This window comes from Flavobacterium cryophilum, assembly GCF_048286555.1.
In the GTDB taxonomy this organism is placed as follows: domain Bacteria; phylum Bacteroidota; class Bacteroidia; order Flavobacteriales; family Flavobacteriaceae; genus Flavobacterium.
Map to the genome: position 1 here is coordinate 1 of NZ_JBLVPZ010000010.1, position 22,108 is coordinate 22,108.

18 protein-coding genes are annotated in these 22,108 nt (G+C 34.7%); 4 read left to right on the top strand and 14 right to left on the bottom strand.

All coding sequences use genetic code 11. The features are described 5' to 3' along the window. Positions 1-490 precede the first annotated feature (490 nt). Positions 491-2,107 (top strand): alkaline phosphatase PafA, encoded by a 1,617-nt coding sequence (gene pafA, locus ACNQGJ_RS13610; protein WP_417974100.1) that lies wholly within the window; start codon positions 491-493, stop codon positions 2,105-2,107. Positions 2,108-2,176: 69 nt separating this feature from the next. Here pafA and lysA read toward each other — a convergent pair whose 3' ends face one another. The 3 genes from lysA to gltB form a co-directional block, all read right to left on the bottom strand. After that, positions 2,177-3,397 (bottom strand): diaminopimelate decarboxylase, encoded by a 1,221-nt coding sequence (gene lysA / locus ACNQGJ_RS13615; protein ID WP_417974098.1) that lies wholly within the window; start codon positions 3,395-3,397, stop codon positions 2,177-2,179. 168 nt (positions 3,398-3,565) lie between these two features. Next, a complete protein-coding gene (locus ACNQGJ_RS13620; RefSeq protein ID WP_417974096.1) occupies positions 3,566-5,020 on the bottom strand; it encodes a glutamate synthase subunit beta in 1,455 nt (484 codons plus the stop codon). Positions 5,021-5,022: 2 nt separating this feature from the next. Continuing rightward, the gene (gene gltB / locus ACNQGJ_RS13625) at positions 5,023-9,540 is read right to left on the bottom strand and encodes a glutamate synthase large subunit (protein ID WP_417974094.1); all 4,518 of its coding nucleotides are present in this window, start codon (positions 9,538-9,540) and stop codon (positions 5,023-5,025) included. 406 nt (positions 9,541-9,946) lie between these two features. Here gltB and sucC point away from each other — a divergent pair, with 406 nt between their 5' ends. Continuing rightward, complete coding sequence (sucC, locus tag ACNQGJ_RS13630) at positions 9,947-11,140, top strand: ADP-forming succinate--CoA ligase subunit beta (protein ID WP_417974092.1); 1,194 nt, start codon at positions 9,947-9,949, stop codon at positions 11,138-11,140. 162 nt (positions 11,141-11,302) lie between these two features. Next, the gene (locus ACNQGJ_RS13635) at positions 11,303-12,871 is read left to right on the top strand and encodes a protein adenylyltransferase SelO (protein ID WP_417974112.1); all 1,569 of its coding nucleotides are present in this window, start codon (positions 11,303-11,305) and stop codon (positions 12,869-12,871) included. Positions 12,872-12,901: 30 nt separating this feature from the next. On the opposite strand, the gene ACNQGJ_RS13640 is transcribed toward ACNQGJ_RS13635, so the two are convergent. The 7 genes from ACNQGJ_RS13640 to ACNQGJ_RS13670 all read right to left on the bottom strand — a co-directional run bounded on the left by ACNQGJ_RS13640 (position 12,902) and on the right by ACNQGJ_RS13670 (position 17,678). Beyond that, on the bottom strand, positions 12,902-13,423 hold the full coding sequence (locus ACNQGJ_RS13640) for a hypothetical protein (protein WP_417974090.1): 522 nt from the start codon (positions 13,421-13,423) through the stop codon (positions 12,902-12,904). A 2-nt stretch (positions 13,424-13,425) separates the two neighbouring features. Then, positions 13,426-13,797 (bottom strand): helix-turn-helix domain-containing protein, encoded by a 372-nt coding sequence (locus tag ACNQGJ_RS13645; protein ID WP_417974088.1) that lies wholly within the window; start codon positions 13,795-13,797, stop codon positions 13,426-13,428. A 12-nt stretch (positions 13,798-13,809) separates the two neighbouring features. Next, positions 13,810-14,106 (bottom strand): type II toxin-antitoxin system HigB family toxin, encoded by a 297-nt coding sequence (locus tag ACNQGJ_RS13650; protein ID WP_417974086.1) that lies wholly within the window; start codon positions 14,104-14,106, stop codon positions 13,810-13,812. Positions 14,107-14,244: 138 nt separating this feature from the next. Beyond that, positions 14,245-14,712, bottom strand: coding sequence for a DUF1456 family protein (locus ACNQGJ_RS13655; RefSeq protein ID WP_417974110.1), 468 nt, complete (start codon positions 14,710-14,712; stop codon positions 14,245-14,247). A gap of 58 nt (positions 14,713-14,770) precedes the next feature. After that, positions 14,771-15,805, bottom strand: coding sequence for an aminotransferase class I/II-fold pyridoxal phosphate-dependent enzyme (locus tag ACNQGJ_RS13660; RefSeq protein ID WP_417974084.1), 1,035 nt, complete (start codon positions 15,803-15,805; stop codon positions 14,771-14,773). 6 nt (positions 15,806-15,811) lie between these two features. Continuing rightward, positions 15,812-16,822, bottom strand: a complete 1,011-nt coding sequence (locus tag ACNQGJ_RS13665; RefSeq protein ID WP_417974082.1) for a dipeptide epimerase — start codon at positions 16,820-16,822, stop codon at positions 15,812-15,814. 52 nt (positions 16,823-16,874) lie between these two features. Beyond that, complete coding sequence (locus tag ACNQGJ_RS13670) at positions 16,875-17,678, bottom strand: alpha/beta hydrolase (protein WP_417974080.1); 804 nt, start codon at positions 17,676-17,678, stop codon at positions 16,875-16,877. 51 nt (positions 17,679-17,729) lie between these two features. Here ACNQGJ_RS13670 and ACNQGJ_RS13675 point away from each other — a divergent pair, with 51 nt between their 5' ends. Beyond that, the gene (locus ACNQGJ_RS13675) at positions 17,730-18,131 is read left to right on the top strand and encodes an excinuclease ABC subunit B (RefSeq protein ID WP_417974078.1); all 402 of its coding nucleotides are present in this window, start codon (positions 17,730-17,732) and stop codon (positions 18,129-18,131) included. On the opposite strand, the gene uvrB is transcribed toward ACNQGJ_RS13675, so the two are convergent. The 4 genes from uvrB to rlmF form a co-directional block, all read right to left on the bottom strand. Further along, on the bottom strand, positions 18,128-20,119 hold the full coding sequence (uvrB, locus tag ACNQGJ_RS13680; RefSeq protein WP_417974076.1) for an excinuclease ABC subunit UvrB: 1,992 nt from the start codon (positions 20,117-20,119) through the stop codon (positions 18,128-18,130). The two genes, ACNQGJ_RS13675 and uvrB, sit on opposite strands and share 4 nt — an antisense overlap. 14 nt (positions 20,120-20,133) lie before the next feature. Then, entirely contained in the window at positions 20,134-20,433 is a 300-nt protein-coding gene (locus tag ACNQGJ_RS13685) for a type II toxin-antitoxin system RelE/ParE family toxin (RefSeq protein WP_417974074.1), read from the bottom strand. After that, on the bottom strand, positions 20,415-20,648 hold the full coding sequence (locus ACNQGJ_RS13690; protein ID WP_417974072.1) for a hypothetical protein: 234 nt from the start codon (positions 20,646-20,648) through the stop codon (positions 20,415-20,417). Before ACNQGJ_RS13690 ends, ACNQGJ_RS13685 begins: the two co-directional genes overlap by 19 nt. 464 nt (positions 20,649-21,112) lie before the next feature. Then, positions 21,113-22,090, bottom strand: coding sequence for a 23S rRNA (adenine(1618)-N(6))-methyltransferase RlmF (gene rlmF, locus ACNQGJ_RS13695; RefSeq protein WP_417974070.1), 978 nt, complete (start codon positions 22,088-22,090; stop codon positions 21,113-21,115). Positions 22,091-22,108: the final 18 nt, after the last annotated feature.

Below are 22,108 nucleotides of genomic sequence, written 5' to 3' on the forward strand. Positions count from 1 at the left end.
ACTCAATTGAACGGCTTTCTCTTTAAAAGCTCGGTCATAAATTTTACGCACTTGTTTCATAAGTTAAAATTAAGGTTTTATTCTTAACTTTTTATGCAGGTAAAGTTAGCAAGTCCATTGTCAATATTTGATTTCTAATTTCTAGGTATAAGATGCTAACATGACTTCTTTATTAAAGTATATTTCTGCAATTATTTTCTTTGGGTCTATAAATTTCACCCATTGATTTTGAAGTAAGTGTTGTGATAAAAAATTTTTATAAGTGGTTTTTTATTGTTTCATATTTCCATAATTATCGTAATTATAAAGTGTTCAAAAATATTTTTTTCGGTATTAAATAGGTTTAAAACATCTACAAAGAAATTATTATTTAAGTTTTAAGTAAATATTTTAATAGAGTTAAGAATAGATTAATTTATTACCCTTCAGGATTTGTTCAGAGGCTGATTAAACTTTATGTTGTATTTTTGCTGTAAATATAAATTATATTATGAAAAGAATTATTTTGTTTTTAGCCTTTATTATCTCTTTAAACTCACAAGCTCAGCAACGACCTAAATTAGTAGTTGGTATAGTGGTAGACCAAATGAAAATGGAATATTTATATCGTTTTTCAGGTGATTTTTCTGAGGATGGTTTCAAAAGATTAATGAATAAGGGTTACACATTTCATAATATGCATTACAATTATGTGCCCACTTATACTGCTCCGGGTCATGCAAGTATCTATACTGGAACTACGCCGTCTACACATGGTATAGTTGGGAACGAGTGGTTTAATAAAGCAATAGGAAAAGATATGTATTGTACGGATGATGCATCTGTTTCAATATTAGGTAACGGTACAGAAAAGGAGGGGGCAATGTCTCCCAAAAACTTGCTCAGTACTACCATTACTGATGAGTTGCGCATGGCTACAAATTTTAAAGGAAAGGTAATTGGGATGAGTATTAAAGACCGTGGAGCTATTTTACCGGCGGGTCATTTTGCTAATTGGGCATTTTGGTACAGTAAAACGGGTGCTTTTATCTCAAGTACTTTTTATGGTTCGAAATTGCCTAACTGGGTAACGGAATTCAACGATGAAAAACGATACATGAATTACATTAATCAAGGTTGGGATTTATTAAAGCCTATTGCTACTTATAATGAAAGTCTACCTGATGATAATCCGTATGAAGGGAAATTAGACAAAGCGAGAGCACCAATTTTCCCATATGATTTAAATAAGATATTTAAAGAAAAAGGAGCTGATGTTTTGCGATCAACTCCTTTTGGTAATGATCTTTTGGCCGAATTAGCGATGAAAGCTATAGAAAAAGAAGAATTAGGTAAAGATGATATTACGGATTTTTTGGCAGTTAGTTTTTCATCAACGGATTATGTAGGGCATACTTTTGGACCGCGTTCTATGGAGTTACAAGATACTTATTTGCGTTTAGACAGAACAATGGCCCAGTTATTAAACTATTTAGACAAAACTGTCGGGAAAGATAATTATTTACTTTTTTTAACGGCGGATCACGCCGGAGCTGAAAATCCAAATTATTTAAAAGATAATAAATACAATGTTAAAAATATTCCTTCGCAAGATATTGTAGAGGCATTAAAAAAACATTCTAATGAAACTTTTGGCGCAGATTTAATATTGGATTATTCTAATTCAAATCTTTTTTTTAATAAAGAAATTATTAAACAAAAAGGTTTAGAACTGATGAAAGTTAAGCAAAGTTTTAAAAACTTTTTGATGTCGCAAGAACAAGTGAAAAGAGTGTATACCGAAGAAGAAGTTTTAGCTTCAACCGGGGACGATTATTTTTTAAGTTTTATTTCGAAGGGGTATGATCCTAAGCAAAACGGGGAAATTGTTATACTTGACAAAACAGGTTATATGCAGTATCAAGCCACAGGGACTACACATGGTTCACCTAACAGTTATGATACACATGTGCCTTTACTTTTTTATGGATGGCAAGTTCCAAAAGGAGAATTGCACACTAAAAAAGTCATAACTCAAATTGCACCCACGCTTTCGCAAATGTTAAAAATCCCATTTACTAATGGTACAGAGTCTGAAGTGCTGGAAACTCTTTTTGATAAAAAGTAACGATTGCTTCTTATTTATTTTTGATCAAAAAAAATCCCGTTTCATTAAAATTGAGACGGGATTTGTATTTTAAACTGTTGCCATTGCTACGGGTAACGGAATTTGATTTTTAAGTAAATCTTCAAAGGTTTCATGTGCTCTGATTAGATGTCCTTCACCGTTCATCCATAATACTTCGGCTGGTTTGTATCTGGAGTTGTAGTTTGAAGCCATAGAGAAACAATACGCTCCTGCATTTCTAAATGATAAAATATCACCTTCTTTTATTTCTGCAATTTTTCTGTTATTGGCAAAAGTATCTGTCTCACAAATATATCCGACTACGGAGTAGAAACGTTCTTTTCCTTTTGGGTGTGAAATATTTTCAATATGATGTTGTGAACCATAAAACATTGGTCTTATTAGGTGATTAAATCCACTGTCTATTCCAGCAAAAACAGTTGAAGTAGTTTGTTTTACGACATTGACTTTTGCCAAAAAGAATCCAGCTTCACTCACTAAAAATTTCCCTGGTTCAAATATCAAAGTTAATTCTTTACCATATTCGACACAAAAAGCATTGAATCTTTTTGAAAGTTTTTTACCTAATTCTTCAATGTCAGTTTCAATATCATCTTTTTTATAAGGTACTTTAAATCCACTTCCAAAGTCTAAAAATTCTAGATTTTTAAAGTTTTTTGCTGCGTCGAACAATATTTCTGCGGCATATAAAAACACTTCAATGTCAAGAATATCAGATCCTGTATGCATATGAATTCCCACAATATTCATTTTTGTATTTTCTACAATTCGAACTAAATGAGGTAATTGGTGAACAGAAATACCAAATTTACTATCAATATGACCTACAGATATATTTGCATTCCCGCCAGCCATCACGTGCGGATTTATTCTGATACATACAGGAACGTTTGGATATTTTGTTCCGAACTGCTCTAATATGGATAAGTTGTCAATATTTATTTGAACTCCCATGGCTGAAACTTCTTCAATTTCTTCAAGAGAGACACCATTTGGGGTATAAAATATTTTTTCTGGATCATACCCGGCATGAAGTCCTAATAATACTTCTTGAATGGAAACGGTATCTAATCCTGAGCCCATTTCTTTTAATAACTGAAGTATAGCAACATTAGACAAAGCCTTCATAGCATAATTGATACGCAAATTATCTACCTTTGAAAAAGCTTTCGTTAATCTATTATATTGAGATTGTATTTTTTCGGCATCGTAAACGTATAATGGACTGCCAAATTGTTCTGCTAATTGTACTAAGTCTTTTGATTGCATGATTATTAATTTTGAGCAAATTTATTACTCTTTATTTAGTCCCACAAGCTAATATTTGAATTCTAACAAATTATAACAATAAGTTATAAATTAAACATTTGTTTGAAATTTTAAAAAAAATAACCCTTGACAATTTTTTTATCAAGGGTTATTAGATATCGTTCATAACTATAAGCTGGGTAAATCTCCATTTCCTTTGGTTGGTAGATTGGTATAACCCATCAAGTATTTATCGACTTCTCTGGCAGCTTCACGCCCTTCAGATATTGCCCAAACAATTAATGATTGTCCTCTTCGCATATCACCCGCAGTAAATATATGAGGAACATTCGTTTGATAATTGGTCGCTTTATAATTGCTTCTCATATCAATTGCTAATCCTAATTGATCACTTAATGTTTTTTCAGGACCAGTAAATCCAAGAGCTAATAAAGCTAAATCACAAGGCCATATTTTTTCGGATCCTTCTTTTTCAACCAGTTCAGGTCTTTGTCCAGCTGTCATTTTCCAGGCTACTTCAACCGTTTTTAATCCTGTTAATTCCCCTTTTTCATTTGAAATGAATTCTTTGGTGTTAATCAACCAATTTCTATTACAACCTTCCTCATGAGAGGAGGAAGTTTTTAATTGTAATGGCCAAAAAGGCCAAGGTGTGGTTTCGCTTCTTCCGACTGGTGGTTTTGGTAAAATCTCAAAATTAGTTACCGATTTTGCACCGTGTCTGTTTGAGGTCCCAACACAATCAGAACCAGTATCACCACCACCAATAACGATAACATCTTTACCAGTTGCTTTGATTTGATCAGCAATTAGCTCACCATATAGCGTTTTAGTTTGTTGTGTCAAGAAAGTCATTGCTTGAACAACTCCTTTGCTTTCTATTCCTTTGGTGGGTAAACTTCTTTTTTCGGTGGCACCACCACATAATACGATAGTATCAAAAGATTTTAATTCTTTAACATTATAGTTTACGCCAACATTTACATTCGTTTTAAAAGTAATTCCTTCAGCTTCTAAAACAGCAACTCGTCTGTCAATAATTCCTTTTTCTAATTTAAAATTTGGAATTCCATAACGTAATAACCCACCAATGGCATTGTCTCTTTCAAAAACAGTTACTGTATGACCAGCACGATTTAATTGTTGTGCAGCGGCTAATCCAGCAGGACCGGAACCTATTACAGCAACAGTTTTCCCTGTTCTAATTTCTGGGGGTTGTGGTTTTATCCATCCTTCTGCGAAACCTCTTTCAATGATGTTTTTTTCAATATTTTCGATTGCTACGGGCTCACTTATAATTCCTAATACACATGACTTTTCACATGGAGCAGGGCACAAACGACCTGTAAATTCAGGAAAATTATTTGTTGATTGTAAAATCTCCAATGCACTTTCCCATTCTTCTTGATGCACCATGTCATTAAAATCAGGTATCAAATTTCCTAAGGGACAGGCACTGTGACAAAATGGAATACCACAATCCATACATCTTGACCCTTGTTCTTTGATTTTATCTTTGGCTAACGGAATTGTAAACTCCTTATAATTCGATACTCTTTCTGGAACTGCAACATTACTTTCGTCGGTTCTACTATATTCTTTAAATCCACCTATCTTTCCCATGACTACACTGCTATTAGTTCTTCAATTTTTTTTTCTTCTGCTATTCTCTGTAATGCTTTTTTGTAATCAGTAGGCATTACTTTGACAAAAAGGTTGCGTTGGTTTTCCCAATCTTCTAAAATCCTTTTTGCCAAAGGGCTATTGGTATACATAGAATGATTTTTTATCAGGCGTCTCAGTTTAACAAAGTCATCCTCTTCGAATGTTTCAAAAGCGACCATTTCCATATTACATAAGGTAGCGTCGAATTTTTTATTTGGATCAAAAACATAAGCAATACCGCCGCTCATACCTGCCGCAAAATTCCTTCCTGTTTTTCCTAGAACTACCACAGTTCCACCTGTCATATATTCGCATCCGTGATCTCCAATTCCTTCTACAACTGCTATCGCTCCAGAATTTCTAACACAAAAACGTTCTCCAGCCATACCATTAATATACGCTTCACCTGTGATTGCTCCATAAAGTGCAACGTTACCAATGATAATATTTTCTTCTGGCTTGAAAGTGGCAGTTGGTGGGACTTTAATAATTAATTTAGCTCCGGAAAGTCCTTTTCCTAAATAATCATTACAGTTCCCATGTATTTTAAAGGATAAACCATTGGTTGCAAAAGCACCAAAACTTTGTCCAGCTGAGCCTTCAAAATCAACTAATATTGTGTCGTCAGGCAAGCCTTGTGCGCCATATATTTTAGAAATCTCATTACTCAATATAGCTCCAACGGAACGATCCGTATTTTTAATTTTAAAAGTAACTCTGGTTCTTTCTTTTCGATAAATAGAAGGAATCGCCGCTTTTATAATGTCAAAGTCAAGTACATGTTCTAATGCGTGATCTTGCGTAGTTGTATTATGGTTTGGAACTGTTTTTGCTTTTTCTGGTTTGTATAAAATGGTAGATAAATCTAATCCACTCGCTTTATAATGCTTAATGGCTTTATTGACATTCAATTTTTGCGATTGTCCCACCATTTCTTTTAATGTTCTGAATCCTAATTGTGCCATGATTTCTCTCAACTCCTCAGCAATAAAATACATGAAGTTAATGATGTGTTCTGGCGTTCCTTTGAAGTTTTTTCTCAGTTCCGGATCTTGTGTAGCAATACCAACTGGACAGGTGTTCAAGTGACACGCTCTCATCATAATACAACCCGATGCAACTAAAGGAGCAGTTGCAAAACCAAATTCTTCCGCACCAAGTAATGCAGCGATCGCGACATCACGTCCAGTTTTTAATTGTCCGTCACATTCTAAAACTACGCGACTTCTTAAATCATTTAAGATTAAGGTTTGTTGTGCTTCGGCAAGTCCAAGTTCCCAAGGAATACCGGTGTGTTGTAATGAAGTTAATGGTGCGGCTCCTGTTCCTCCATCGTATCCTGAAATTAAAATCACATCGGCTTTTGCTTTAGCAACACCGGCAGCAATTGTTCCAACACCGACTTCCGAAACTAATTTCACATTAATTCTAGCTTCACGATTGGCATTTTTTAAATCAAAAATCAACTGTGATAAATCTTCAATAGAATAAATATCGTGATGTGGCGGCGGAGAAATTAATCCAACATAAGGCGTTGAATTTCTAACTTCAGCAATCCAAGGCACTACTTTTTCACCTGGTAACTGTCCACCTTCTCCCGGTTTTGCACCTTGCGCCATTTTTATCTGAATCTCTTTGGCATTTGTCAAATAATTGATAGAAACCCCAAATCTGCCAGATGCTACTTGCTTGATAGCACTATTTCTAGAATCTCCATTTAAGTCTTTTTGGAAACGTTTTGAATCTTCTCCACCTTCTCCCGAATTGCTTTTCCCGCCAATTCTATTCATGGCAATCGCTAAATTTTCATGCGCCTCCTGACTGATTGATCCATAAGACATGGCGCCAGTTTTGAATTTTTTTACAATTTCGGTCCAAGGTTCCACTTCGTCAATTGAAATAGGATCTAAGTTGTTGAATTCAAATAAACCTCTAATAGTCATTAAGTTTTTACTTTGGTCATTAACCATATTGGCGTATTCCTTATAGCTTTCAGGACTGTTTAAACGAACTGCTTGTTGCAATTTAGAAATCGTCGTTGGATTAAACATGTGTTTCTCTCCTGACCTTCTCCATCTGTAAATACCTCCAATTTCAAGAGGTAATAGATTGGCTACTTTCGAATTTGGAAAAGCTTTCTGATATCTTTTTTTGATTTCTTTTTCGACTTCCATTAGACCAATTCCTTCAATCCTGGAAGGAGTATAGGGGAAATATTTAGAAGTAAATGTTTTATTTAATCCTAAAATTTCAAAAATCTGTGCAGCTCTGTACGAATGTAAAGTAGAGATACCGATCTTATTCATGATTTTCAGAATCCCTTTTGCAATGGCTTTATTATAATTTTTAATGGCATAATCCGCTTTTATACCACTAATAAAACCTTGGTTAACTTGGTTATGAATGATTTCATTTACCATGTAAGGGTTTATTGCGCTGGCACCATAACCAAATAATAAGGCAAAATGATGCGGTTCGCGAGGTTCAGCAGATTCGATTATAATTCCAAATTTTGAACGTACTTTTAGAATATTTAACGAGTGGTGAATATAAGAACAAGCCAATAGCATTGGTATTGGAGCCATTTTTTCGCTTACGCCTCTATCAGAAATGATTACGATATTACATCCTTCTGAAACCGCTTTAAAAGTAGCTTGCACCGCTCTTTCGAGAGCACGTTCCAGTCCATTTACTCCTTTTTCGATGTCATATAACGTGGAAATAGTCACCGATTTGAAATCGACATGATCTATATTTCGTACTTTATCCAAATCCTCATTTGAAATAACCGGATTTTGAATTTTTAGTTTTTTGCAATGTTTTGGAACAATATCGAAGATGTTATAATCGCCACCAATCGCTAAACTGATATCCGTAATAATTTCTTCACGAATACCGTCCAACGGAGGATTAGTAACTTGAGCAAATAACTGTTTAAAATAGTTGTATAAAAGTTGTGGATGATCAGATAAAACCGCTAGTGGCGTATCATTGCCCATAGAACTTAATGCTTCTGCACCTTGCGTTCCCATTGGGTTTATGATTGTTTTTAAATCCTCTATGGTGTAACCAAACAAACGTTGTCTCGTTTCAAAATCAACATTTTCGGTAGGGATTGGATTGTCAGTGTACGGAATTTGTGCTAATTGCAATAAATTTTCATCCAACCATTGCTTGTAAGGACGTTTGGTAGCAATTGCATTTTTGATCTCATCATCTTCAATGATCCGGCCTTCGTTCATGTCAACCAAAAACATTTTTCCGGGTTCTAAACGTCCGTGCTGAATCACATCTTCCGGTTTGATGTCAAGAACACCAATCTCTGAAGACATAATGACAAAGCCACTTTTAGTCAATGTATAACGAGATGGACGTAATCCATTTCTATCTAATAAAGCACCAATAACGTCACCATCTGTAAACGGAATAGAAGCTGGACCATCCCAAGGTTCCATAATACAAGCGTTGTACTCGTAAAATGCTTTTTTGTCTGCTGACATCGTCTGGTGTTTTTCCCAAGCTTCTGGAACAACCATCATCATGGCTTCTGGCAAAGAACGACCTGTCATCAATAACAGTTCGATTACCATATCCATTGATGCGGAATCAGATTTTCCTTCTAAAATAATTGGGAATAATTTTTTGATATCTTCGCCAAAAACATCACTTTTCATCAATTCTTCTCGAGCACGCATCCGGCTAATATTACCACGAAGTGTATTGATTTCGCCATTGTGACACATGTAACGGAAAGGTTGTGCTAATTCCCAAGATGGAAAAGTATTGGTAGAAAAACGTTGGTGAACCAAGGCTAATCGGGTTACCAAATCATCGTCTAACAAATCAGTATAGTATCTGCTGATATCTTCTGGCATCAACAACCCTTTATATATAATAGTTGTCGTGGAGAAACTTGAAAAATAGAACATATGGCTTTCTGAAATCCTTGAATTTCGGATTGTATGTTCAGCAATTTTTCTAGCAGCAAACATTTTGGCGTTAAATTGTTGTTCGGTAAGATCCAATCCGTTTTTATCAACAAATACTTGTTTTACAGTTGGTTCTTTTTCGGCTGCAATTTGGCCTAGATTTGAAACATCTACAGGAACATCTCTCCAACCTACTATTTTTAAATTTTGATCTTTTACAGCAGACTCAAAAGTCGTTTTGCAAAAAAGTACTTGATTTGGACTTTTAGGCATAAAAACCATTCCCACAGCATATTGTCGAGCATCTGGAATTTCAAAATTACATACTTTCTTAAAAAAATCATGAGGAATATCAAATAGGATCCCTGCTCCATCTCCAGTTCTTCCATCAGCACTTACGGCACCACGATGTTCTAATTTTATTAAGATATCGAGTGCTTTATGGATAATATCGTTAGACTTAATTCCATTCAAATTACAAATAAATCCTGCGCCACAGTTGTCGTGTTCAAATTCGGGCAAATAAAGGCCTTGTTCTTTAACTTTCATGCTTAATATTTTTTTACAAAATTAAAGATTTAGTAACATATATCAGGCTTAAAAGTTAAAAACACCTTGTTTTTACAGTTCTAATAGAAAAAGGGTAATTAAATCACAATAATACCATTTAAGGACTTCCGATTTGACTTTTCGACAAAAACAAAATGAAATTTGACCCGTAAAGTATGAAATTTTGCCAGAAATGTTTTACTGATGGTTTTCGTTCACTATTTATAACAAATTAGTAACTAATTTTTATATTTTTTATATTTTGTTGCTATTGATCTCCGGGTTTAAAATATCCGTCTTTAGTCACCATTTAAATTGAAAAAAAAATAACAGTTACGTTTAATTTTGCTATTTTTGTGGCACTTTTATTCTGAAATAAATTCAGAATCCAGACAAATTCTATATTATGAACATACACGAATATCAAGGAAAAGAGATTTTAGCTAGCTACGGCGTTCGCATTCAGCGCGGAATCGTGGCTAATAGCCCAGTAGAAGCGGTTGCTGCTGCAAAACAATTAACTGCCGAAACGGGTACAAGTTGGTATGTTGTAAAAGCCCAAGTTCATGCCGGTGGACGTGGTAAAGGTGGTGGAGTAAAACTTGCCAAAAATTTACAACAAGTTGAAGAGATTTCTGAGCAAATCATCGGAATGCAATTGATTACACCTCAAACTTCTGCTGAAGGTAAGAAAGTACACAAAGTTTTAATTGCTGAAGATGTTTATTATCCTGGTGAAAGTGAAACTTCTGAATTTTATGTTTCTGTTTTATTAAATAGAGCTACAGGTCGTAACATGATTATGTACTCTACTGAAGGTGGAATGGATATTGAAGAAGTTGCGGAACACACTCCACATTTGATTTTTACGGAGGAAATTGATCCTTCTGTTGGATTGCAAGGTTTTCAAGCAAGAAGAATTGCTTTTAACTTAGGTCTTTCAGGAAATGCTTTCAAAGAAATGGTGAAATTCATCGATTCTTTATACAATGCTTATATTGGATCTGACGCTTCGATGTTTGAAATCAACCCAGTTTTGAAAACATCTGACAATAAAATTATGGCTGTAGATGCTAAAGTAAATATCGATGATAATGCTTTATACAGACAAAAGAAATATGCTGATATGCGTGACGTTCGAGAGGAAAACCCAATCGAAGTTGAAGCAAAAGAAGTAGGATTAAATTATGTAGATCTTGACGGTACAGTAGGATGCATGGTAAACGGAGCTGGTTTAGCGATGGCAACTATGGATTTAATCAAGTATGCTGGTTTTGAGCCTGCTAACTTCCTTGACGTAGGTGGAACTGCTGATGCAAAACGTGTTGAAACTGCTTTCCGTATTATCTTAAAAGATCAAAACGTAAAAGCAATTTTAATTAATATTTTTGGAGGTATCGTTCGTTGTGACCGTGTGGCGCAAGGAGTTGTTGATGCTTACAAAAATATGGGTGATGCAATTAAAGTACCAATCATTGTTCGTTTACAAGGAACGAATGCAGCTATTGCAAAAGAATTAATTGATAATTCAGGAATGCCAATTTTATCTGCTGTAGAATTTCAAGAAGCAGCGGATCAAGTAAAAGCAGCACTTTCTTAATTAGAAAATAGTTATATATTGAAAATCCTGTTTGCCGCGGCGAACAGGATTTTTTTGTTTTTTGGCAACTGCGTTTTTAGATAAAACAAATCATAATATTAATTGAAAGTGCAAAGTTTTCTGGCTTACAACAATTATCTTTGTTTTTAATATTTTTTAGTTATTATGAAACTCCATATAAAAAATAATTTCACTGCCGAATTGCCTGCTGATCCCAATCAAATTAATGTGCCCAGACAGGTTCAGCAAGCTTGTTACTCATACGTATTTCCCGAAAAACCTTCAAATCCTTCGCTAATTCATGCTTCAAATGAAGTGGCAAATACGATCGGTCTTTCTAGTGAAGATGTACTTTCCGCTGATTTTTTAAATACTTTTTCAGGAAGTACGCTTTATCCAGAAACAAAACCTTTTGCATTGTGTTATGCCGGACATCAATTTGGAAACTGGGCTGGGCAATTAGGGGATGGTCGTGCCATTAATCTTACTGAGGTTGTTCGTGACAATAATACATACACTTTACAACTGAAAGGAGCAGGCCCTACGCCATATTCCAGAACTGCTGATGGTTTTGCCGTTTTGCGTTCTTCGATACGAGAACATTTGTGTGCCGAAGCAATGCATTATTTGGGTGTTCCCTCAACACGGTCGCTTTCGCTAATGCTTTCTGGCGATCAAGTATTGCGTGATGTTTTATATAATGGAAATCCTGCTTACGAAAAGGGTGCTATCGTTTGCAGAGTGGCTCCATCATTTATTCGTTTTGGTAGTTTTGAATTATTTGCTTCTAGAGAAGACCACGTTAATCTCAAATTATTAGCCGATTTCACTATCAGACATCATTTTCCTAATATTAAAGGAGAAGGGATAGAAAAATATCTGGCCTTTTTTCAAGAAGTTACCCAGACTACGCTAAACATGATTGTACACTGGCAACGCGTAGGTTTTGTTCACGGAGTTATGAATACCGATAATATGTCTATTCATGGAATTACCATTGATTACGGACCTTATGGTTGGTTGGAAGATTACAATTCCGGTTGGACACCTAATACAACCGATAATCAGCATAAACGATACCGCTTTGGCAATCAACCTGAAATTGCCTTATGGAATTTGTATCAATTAGCGAATGCTTTGTATCCTTTAATTCAGGATGCAAAAGCGCTTGAGACTATTTTGGACGCTTTTAGTACTGATTACGAAAAGGAGTATTTGAATATGATGCGAAATAAGCTCGGTTTCCAAATCAAAAAAAAACAAGATGTAGTTTTGATTCAACATTTGACCCAATTGTTGGAAAAGGTAGAAACTGATATGACTATTTTCTTTAGAAATCTAAGTACTGTTACCAAAGAGGATAGTACAGTAACTGCTTTTAATACTATAATAGAGGCTTTTTATAATGAAAAGGACTTAGAGGAAACAATCATGAAAGAATGGCACGATTGGTTTGAGAAGTACAGCATTCGCATCAATGAAGAAACACTGTCAGATTCTGAAAGGAAAGAGCAAATGAATACAGTGAATCCAAAATATGTACTGCGAAATTATATGGCACAATTGTGTATTGATGACGCAGACAAGGGTGATTATGCTTTGCTAAACGAATTATTTGAAATGCTTAAAAATCCATACGATGAACAACCAAATTTTCAAAAATGGTTTGCCAAAAGACCGGATTGGGCTAGAGATAAAGTGGGATGTTCTATGCTAAGCTGTAGCTCCTAAATTAGATTTAAACAGTATTAAAAACAGAATCTATTTAATACCAATAACTTCATGACCTCTTAGTAGCGTCTTATTTTTAGCATCTAAATTTTCTTTGGTTTTACCTAAAATGTTTATGATGTCAAATTTGGTATCACTTTTTCTTAAATTGTAAAAGGCTTCTGAGTTAGTGACTTCAACTTCTAAAATATAGTTTCGGTCTAATTTGAAAGTAGCAATATTGTCTTTTATAAATGCTCCATTTACCATATATATGACATCGTTACTTTTGATTTTGGTAAATTCAGATTTAATTTGTTCCAAACTTATGAAATCATATTTTTTAGGGTCTTTGGAAGTAATGTAAATTTGACCACGATATATAACCCCATTTATTGTGGTGTCCTTTTTGATAACATTTAAAGATTCAAATGCATTTGGGTCGATATGTCGCATCGTTGTTGAAGCAACTAAAGTTGAATCCAAAAACATTGCGGGTTCTTCCGTTTTATTGGTTTGTCCAAAAAATAAGGTATTGAAAAATAATATCGAAAAGGTTAAAATATATTTCATAATTATTTTAAATTTAACTGATAGTCTGAAATCAATACATTTGGAGAAAGGTTTAAGCGGATTGTTAAATTGCGAATCATTTCAATAGTAAGTTTTCGCTTGCGATTCAAGATTTCTGAAACTCTACTTTTTCCACCAATAGCATCAACTAAATCAATCTGCTTCAATTGCATTTCTTCCATTCTTATTTTTATGGCTTCTATTGGGTCGGGGGCTTCTATTGGATACTGTTTTTTTTCATATTCGTCAATCAATACCGCAAGAATTTCAGCTTCATCACCTTCAGGAGTTCCGCTTTTAGCGTCAAAAAGAAGTTCGAATCTTTTTAATGCAATTCGATAATCAGATTCGGTTTTTATTGGAGTAATGTTCATTTTTTTTGTTTTTTAAATTGTATCGGCATCTATTTTATCATACTCGGAATGAGTTCCTATGAATCGTATAAATATCCATTGATTTTCAAAATTAAATTTTGCCACCAATCGATATGAATTGCCTTTTATGTTGAAAACAATTCTACCATCTTTAAGAATACTTGCATTGGCATAATTTTGTTTTACATCATTTGGAGTCTTCCAATTGGCATGTAAAGCGGTATCGTACCAAGTTTTTAAGTATTGTTCGGTATCAGGATGTATTTTCCAATAATCTCTCAAAGCTCCTTTTACAAATATTCTTGTCATATTCAATTGAAATTCTTAGGCAAAGATATAAATAAATTCTCGATTTGGGAACTTTGTTGCTGAACAAAAAAAATCCTGAACTCTCATTCAGGATTTTTTGGTTTAATTTATTCCAAGTGCAGAAATCTGCTTCTTAACTTATGATTTTTTATTCTTTCCAAAATTAAATTTTACTTTCTCCACTACTTGCACCTTTGGAGCTCCTTTTGAAAATTGTTTTTTGAACGGTTTCTTAGCAGCAGGCTTCGATTTTGAAGGACTTTCGTCACCTCTTGATTTCTCCTCGTCTCTTGGCTTTGCTTTAAATTCAGCTCTTTCAGAAGTTCCTTCCTTTACAGGAATTTGTGCTTTATGTTTGGCTAAAACATCATTTGGATTCTTTGGATTTTCCTTCGTTCCACGCAAGTGTATTACCAATGCGTTCAGGAAGTTGCGCAACACTTGGTCGCCACATTCCATATAATTTTCGTGTTTTTCATCACGAAAAAAAGCACCTAATTCTGATTTAGTGATTCTAAAATCTACTAATTCTAATATTTCAACTATTTGATCGTCACGCAGCATTAAAGCTACACGAAGTTTTTTAAAGATATCGTTATTTGTCATCATATTCTAATTTTTTACAAAGGTACGTTTAAAAAGCAATTGCATCACAATTTTAGATTTAGAATTGAATTTGGTTCAAAATGTGAATTAGTTTATCCAAATCTTCTCTTTTGTGATTGGCAGTAACGACAATTCGGTTTAAATCCTTGAAGTCTAAGGTTGGATATTTAAAATTAGTTACTATGATTTTATTGGCAATAAAAATTTTATTTATTCCTTCAATTTCTGGATAGATTAGCGGATAATTGGGATCAAAATGAACAGCTTTATTTTTATTTAAATGTGCATCAAGGTAGTTCAAATTATTTTTTAATTTTTGATGTTGGTGGATGTAGAGTGCTGATGCGTCAGCCATTGTTTGTACAAACGCGGCATTCATTCCGGCACTGGAAACAAGTGTATCATGAATTGCCATCTGATTTATAAATTCAGAATCGCTGGCAATTACACCTCCAGTCAATCCAAAGGCTTTCCCTAAGGACGCCATCATAATTTTTCGTTTAATATCAGGAAGATTGATTGTCGAAAAAATTCCGCAGCCATTTGTACCCAAAATTCCTAACGAATGCGATTCATCAATAACCAAAGTGATTTCTTTATTGGACGGAATCGACTTCAGAACAGAAAGATCGATTGGTCGTACATGAAAAGAGGGAACCGAATCCGTTAAAACTGTAATTTTTTCAATTGTGTCATCCAATAAACGGGGATTTAATTTTTCTCCAATAAAAAAAGGAAGACTGTTTGGCACTTTTATCGCAGGATGCGTATTCGGAAAATGAAAAAAGCAATCGGTTTGCGATATCAGTGCTTCAACAACTAATTTCCCTGCCAGCATACCGGAAGAAATCGTAAGTGCAGCTTCTGCTTTAATGAAATCGGCTAAAAATTGTTCTCCGTTTTCGTAAGCGGTAAGTTGAACATTGGCACTTCTGGAGCTCCCGTAAGCCGTTCCCCACTGTAAAATATTCTTGATAATCAGTTTTTGAAAATCAGGATGCGTGGGCAAACCCAAATAGGCCGTTCCTCCAAAATACAAATAGTCTTCATTGTTTATTTCAATTATTCGATCCGGAAATTGGCTGACTTTCATTTAAAATTACATTAAAGTTACACCGGTTCCATTAATATCAGAATAGCTTATTTTTCCAAAATCAATTGTTACGCCGGTTGCTATGTCTTCAGCCAAAAGCAATGCACCGTCCATATCTACATAATCCAATTGCGGCAATAAATGCGCAATAGCAGAAATTCCTACAGTGGATTCGGTCATGCAGCCTACCATTGTTTTCAATCCTAATTTTTTGGCATCCTCAATCATTCGTCTTCCTGGAGTCAGTCCGCCACATTTTACTAATTTGACATTGACACCATGAAAATGCTGGTGACATTTGGCCACGTCTTCCTCAATGATACAACTTTCGTCAGCTATTATTGGTAAAACAGAATGTTTGAAAACTTCTTTATGTCCTTCCCAATTGTCCGCTTTCATGGGCTGTTCCAGAAATTCTACCCCTAGCTTTTTTAACTCGATTGCATTATTAATGGTCTCTTCGACGCCCCAACCACAGTTGGCATCAATTCTAAAAATGGCATTGGTATGTTTCCGAAGTTCGGTGACAATGGCAATATCTTCTTTCGTACCCAATTTTATTTTATAAATGGGCCAAGGCAATTCCTTCATTTTAGCAACCATTTTTTCGATGGAAGCAATTCCAATCGTGTAATCTGTCAATGGATTTGTATCGCTAGTATAATTCCATAATTCGTATAATTTCTTTCCTTTTCTACGTGCGTACAAATCATTGTATGCCATGTCCAAAGCGCATAACGCAAACATGTCGTGTTTTAGAAAAGGATGAATCTTTGCCCAAAATTCTTCGGGAGTTTCATTTGCAGTAGCTTCAATTACTGTGCGAATTTTTTCTAAATCCTGCATCATTACCGGAACTGTAGTCTTATAATAGGGATTAGAAGTTGCTTCTCCAAAACCGGAAAATCCTTCACACTGCAGTTCCACGATCAAAGAAGGTTGAAAGTCAATCGATTCTCTTGAAATCGTAAAGGTATGTTTTAATTTGAGGTTGTATTCTCTTAAAATTAATTCCATTTGAATCTGATTTTATACACTAAAAATTAATGAGTTTCTTTAAAGATGCCATTTAATAGCCAAGCCATAAAATGGCTTTTACAAAACCATCTCGCCATAACTTTTCATTGTGTTGTCCGGCTTTTACGATTTTCTTTTCATTCAAGTTAAGACAGTAACATCGATTTGAATTTAATAAAAATTCCATTTTGTTTACATTTGAAACCATATCGTCACTTTCATTATCGCCACATAAGAAATAAATTTTAGATTTTATTTTTTTAGATTTTTCAGTTAAATTATAAATGTCTTTACTGAACCAAAACGAAGGAGAAAATACACCTGCTTTTCCAAAAATTTTTGGATATTTTAAAACAGCATAATAAGAAGTGAGTCCGCCAAGGGAACTTCCCATGATAATAGTATTTTTACTTTTAGTTTTAGTTCGATACGTTTTGTCAATTTGTGGTTTGAGTGTTTTCACAATAAATTCTAAATATCTATCCGCTTTTCCGCCACCATATTTCTCGTTTTTAAAAGGCGTCAGTTCATCGATTCTTTTGTCATTTCCATGTTCGATCCCTACAACAATAACTTGTGCTTTTAGGCTGTCCAGTTTTTCGTCCACATTCCATTCACCGTTGTACGATGTTTTGGTATCGAATAGATTCTGTGCATCGTGCATGTAGATTACAGAATATTTCTTTTTTGAAGCAGAATAATTTATAGGTAAATAGACCCAGATTTTCTTTGTTGTTTGAAGTTGTGGCGCCTCAACAAAATAAGTAGAAACTTGCTTTGAAGCGGTACTTTCCTGAGCGATTACTGCTGTCGTTATTAAAAAGAAGAGGGATAATAATGTAAGTATTCGAATCATTAAGTTGTGATTTAATTTAAATGCAATATTTTAGCTAAAAATAATAATTTCATGGATACATACGAGGAAAAAAGGAGCTTACTTTTAGAGATGATTGCTTTTTCTGCTGTTGATGGACAATTGCATAAGAGAGAATACGATTTTTTGTTTATTGTTGCCAATGAATTAAATATAGAAAAAGGAGGATTCAATGATTTGTTTCATCAGGAATTACCGAAATTACCAATCAAATCCGAGTTTCAGCGGATTCAACAATTTTATAGATTGGCTTTGTTAATGCATAGTGATGGTGTGCTGCACAAAAAAGAAGCTGTTGCTATCCAACAAATTGCAATTGACATGGGACTCAATCCAGAGGCCACGAAACGCATTTTAAAGCTAATGAAGGAAGCACCAAATGCGATTATTGATGCCGAAGTTTTGCTGACTGTTTTTAAGGAGCAACAGAATTAAGTTAATTGTCCTTGTAATGCTTTAATTTCATCTCGTAATTTTGCAGCTTGCATAAAGTCCAAATCTTTGGCTGCTTTTTCCATTGATTTCCGTTTTTCGCGTATACGTTTTTCAATCTCAGCTTTGGAGAGATATAAGTTTTCGGGTTCGGCAGCGGTATTTACTGCGTAGCCTAATTCATAATCAGCTAAAGGGTTTTTAGTAAATGCGCTCTCAATTTTTTTATTTAAAGCTTGCGGTACGATATTATTTAAAGTATTGTGATTGATTTGTTTGGTTCTGCGATAATTAGTCTCGTCAATGGTTTTTTGCATGCTGTTGGTGATTTTATCAGCATACATAATTGCTTTTCCATTCAAGTTTCTCGCCGCACGACCAATTGTTTGCGTAAGCGAACGATGACTTCGTAAAAAACCTTCTTTGTCTGCATCTAAAATTGCCACCAAAGAAACTTCAGGTAAATCCAAACCTTCACGAAGTAAATTCACACCAATTAATACATCAAAAATTCCTTTTCGCAAATCTTGCATGATTTCTATTCGTTCCAAAGTGTCTACTTCGGAGTGAATATAACGGCAACGAATATTGACTTTAGTTAAGTATTTAGCTAATTCTTCCGCCATTCTTTTGGTTAAAGTCGTCACCAAAACACGTTCGTCAATTTCGGCACGAAGCTGAATTTCTTCAATTAAATCATCAATTTGGTTTAAACTCGGTCGGATTTCGATAACTGGATCTAATAGTCCTGTAGGACGAATTACTTGTTCTACAACGACGCCTTCTGTTTTTTGCAATTCATAATCAGCCGGCGTTGCCGAAACGTAAATTACTTGATTTTGCATCGCTTCAAACTCTTCAAATTTTAAAGGGCGATTGTCCATTGCTGCGGGAAGTCTAAAACCATATTCCACTAAATTTTCTTTTCGGCTTCTGTCTCCGCCATACATTGCGCTGACCTGTGAAAGTGTGACATGGCTTTCGTCCACCACCATTAAGTAATCTTTTGGAAAATAATCCAATAAACAAAAAGGTCTGGTTCCTGGTAAACGTCCATCAAGGTACCGGGAATAATTTTCAATTCCGGAGCAATAACCGAGTTCCCGAATCATTTCTAAATCAAAATTGGTGCGTTCTTCTAATCGTTTTGCTTCGAGATGTTTGCCAATTTCCTTGAAATAATCAACCTGTTTTACTAAATCCTGTTGAATTTCCCAAATTGCATTTTGCAAAACATCTGGAGACGTCACAAACATGTTAGCGGGATAAATCGTCAGTTTTTCAAATTTCTCGATTACTTGAGAATTCTTAGTATCGAAACTTTCAATTTCCTCGATTTCATCACCAAAGAAATGAATGCGATAGGCGTCATCCGCATAACTAGGATAAACATCGACGGTATCTCCTTTTATTCTGAAACTTCCCGGATTAAAATCGGCTTCTGTTCTGGAATATAAACTTTGCACCAGTTGATGCAATAATTTGGTTCTAGAAATAATTTGTCCTTTCTCAATTGGAATCAAGTTTTTTTGAAATTCGATGGGATTTCCAATACCGTATAAACACGAAACCGATGCGACGACCAAAATATCTCTTCGTCCGGAAAGCAACGAAGCCGTGGTTGACATTCGCATTTTTTCTAGTTCTTCATTGATAGATAAGTCCTTCTCAATAAAAACGCCCGTTACAGGCATAAAAGCTTCTGGCTGGTAATAATCGTAGTAAGAAACGAAATATTCTACAGCGTTATTCGGGAAAAATTGCTTGAATTCCGAATATAATTGTGCTGCTAAAGTTTTGTTGTGTGCTAAAACTAATGTCGGTCTTTGTACTTCCTGAATGACATTGGCAACGGTAAATGTTTTTCCGGATCCGGTAACTCCTAAAAGTGTTTGGAATTTATCACCTTCAATAATCCCTTGAGTCAATTTTTCAATCGCTTGAGGTTGGTCGCCCTTAGGCTGGTAATCAGATACTACTTGGAAATTCATTCGGGATTTTAGATTCAAATAATTTTTAAATTTTCGGGATCTTGACGACTATCCCAAACAGTAATTACATTGATTTGTGTTAATTCAATTTCATAAAATAACACATAATCGCCCACAATTAACCCGTGGACATTTTCAAAATTGGTTTTGACTCCTATGTAAGGTTGCTTTTTTAAAGTCGAGAGTTCGTGTCTAAAACTTTTATATAGTTTTTTAGAATAAATAGTATTTCGATTTCTGTGATTGAAAAACTCTAAGATTTGATATAATCTTTCTTTTGACTTAGGAGACCAAATTATTCTTCTTGAAGCCATTTTGTAATTTCTAAATCTAAATCATCATTATCAATTCCTAATCCATTTTTAATTTCAATTCTCGAAATTAAAATATCATCAATTTGATTTTGAGTTAAAGCTATTATTCTTTCCGATTTACTATCTAAAACAGCATTTATTTCTAACAAAAATACTTCGTCATCAATTTCCGCAATTTTAGAAATCAGTAATTTTTTTAATTCGATTGCGCTCATAAGAAAAGAGTTTATACAAAATTAATCAAAAGAGTGTTACCAATGGTAAAACTTCTGGTTTTTCTGTTTGGCTGTTGATTGGAAAGGCCGAACCGAGATGGGCAGCGGTGTTTTTGGTTTCCTAGTGGAATGGTCATCGAAATAATTTCTGAGCTATCCAAACAGATATTTATTGTATAGCCGAAATGTCTGGGTCCGTTCAATACGAGTTTCATTTCCATGTTGTGTACGCAACGAAACTCTAATGCTTTTTACATCTCCGCCCCATTCGACACATTTGTCATCAAGGGCAAGAAATTCAAGTTTCTTCACATGATTTACATAAAGTAAAGGATTTTGCTTCGATTGCGTTTGACACGAAATGAATAAAACAAATGTTCCGATTGTAAAAATCCGGTTTTTCAGGGCTAATTGCTGCTGTCTTGCATATTGTAGGCAAAAGGAACTAAAAAAAGGAGTCGTTTTTAGTCAAATTTCCACGCTTTTTGTTGTGCCTCACTCAAAAATGTCCAAGCAACAATTCGGCTAGTTTTTTGGCCTTGAGCCATGTCAATTGTTTTAATTTGAACCGCACTTACCTTGTTTAATGCTTTGTAAAGACTGGAAAGATTCTCTTTTTTAGAGACTAAAGTCGTAAACCATAAACATTGCATGGGATATTTCGCACTTTCGTAAATCATTTGAGTAGTAAAGCCTAATTCACCGCCTTCACACCATAATTCAGCATTATGGCCACCAAAATTTAAAACAGGTTTAGCTTCGCTCCGTTCGGCGGCGCCTCGGGTTGTAGTTTTGGTATTTTCTAAATTATTGATTTTTCGAACCGTACTTTTTGTGGCTTCATCTTGCGAAGCATGGAAAGGAGGATTGCAAATGGTAAATGTAAATTTATCTTCGGGAGTAATTATATTTTTAAAAATGAAGCGTGATTCTGTTTGTTGCTGTAAACTTATGGCATCAATTAGTTTTGGATTTTCTTCAATGATGGCACTGCAATTTTCAATTGCTTTTAAGTCAATATCAGTTCCTACAAAACTCCAGCCGTAAGCGGAATTACCTATTATAGGATAGATGCAATTCGCCCCCACACCAATATCTAAACCTTGAACAGTTTCTCCTTCTGGAATAATTCCGTTGTTGGTTGAAGCTAATAAATCAGCGAGGTAATGTATATAATCTGCTCTTCCGGGAATCGGAGGGCAAAGATAATTTTTAGGGATATCCCAGTTTTGAATGTCGTAATGTGATACTAGCAACGCTTTGTTAAGTGCCTTTACGGCATCAGGATTGCTAAAATCAATGGTCTCAATTTTATGCTCATTGACAGAAACAAAAGTCTTTAATTCAGGAGATTTCGCTATTAATTGCTCAAAATTATATCCAAATCTGTCAAGATTTCTAGGATGTAAATTAATCTTTTCGGTACTTGTTTTCGCTTTCATTTTCTATTTTTCGATGCA

Coding starts and splice junctions, on each gene's coding strand:
- gltB (WP_417974094.1), bottom strand. CDS start 9,540: ATGAAAGTTAAAGAACAAGGCCTTTATTTGCCCGAATTTGAACACGAC.
- ACNQGJ_RS13670 (WP_417974080.1), bottom strand. CDS start 17,678: ATGATTCGAATACTTACATTATTATCCCTCTTCTTTTTAATAACGACA.
- ACNQGJ_RS13650 (WP_417974086.1), bottom strand. CDS start 14,106: ATGACAAGAATATTTGTAAAAGGAGCTTTGAGAGATTATTGGAAAATA.
- ACNQGJ_RS13675 (WP_417974078.1), top strand. CDS start 17,730: ATGGATACATACGAGGAAAAAAGGAGCTTACTTTTAGAGATGATTGCT.
- uvrB (WP_417974076.1), bottom strand. CDS start 20,119: ATGAATTTCCAAGTAGTATCTGATTACCAGCCTAAGGGCGACCAACCT.
- ACNQGJ_RS13645 (WP_417974088.1), bottom strand. CDS start 13,797: ATGAACATTACTCCAATAAAAACCGAATCTGATTATCGAATTGCATTA.
- ACNQGJ_RS13665 (WP_417974082.1), bottom strand. CDS start 16,822: ATGGAATTAATTTTAAGAGAATACAACCTCAAATTAAAACATACCTTT.
- ACNQGJ_RS13690 (WP_417974072.1), bottom strand. CDS start 20,648: ATGAGCGCAATCGAATTAAAAAAATTACTGATTTCTAAAATTGCGGAA.
- ACNQGJ_RS13685 (WP_417974074.1), bottom strand. CDS start 20,433: ATGGCTTCAAGAAGAATAATTTGGTCTCCTAAGTCAAAAGAAAGATTA.
- ACNQGJ_RS13640 (WP_417974090.1), bottom strand. CDS start 13,423: ATGAAATATATTTTAACCTTTTCGATATTATTTTTCAATACCTTATTT.
- sucC (WP_417974092.1), top strand. CDS start 9,947: ATGAACATACACGAATATCAAGGAAAAGAGATTTTAGCTAGCTACGGC.
- pafA (WP_417974100.1), top strand. CDS start 491: ATGAAAAGAATTATTTTGTTTTTAGCCTTTATTATCTCTTTAAACTCA.
- ACNQGJ_RS13655 (WP_417974110.1), bottom strand. CDS start 14,712: ATGACAAATAACGATATCTTTAAAAAACTTCGTGTAGCTTTAATGCTG.
- ACNQGJ_RS13620 (WP_417974096.1), bottom strand. CDS start 5,020: ATGGGAAAGATAGGTGGATTTAAAGAATATAGTAGAACCGACGAAAGT.
- lysA (WP_417974098.1), bottom strand. CDS start 3,397: ATGCAATCAAAAGACTTAGTACAATTAGCAGAACAATTTGGCAGTCCA.
- ACNQGJ_RS13660 (WP_417974084.1), bottom strand. CDS start 15,805: ATGAAAGTCAGCCAATTTCCGGATCGAATAATTGAAATAAACAATGAA.
- rlmF (WP_417974070.1), bottom strand. CDS start 22,090: ATGAAAGCGAAAACAAGTACCGAAAAGATTAATTTACATCCTAGAAAT.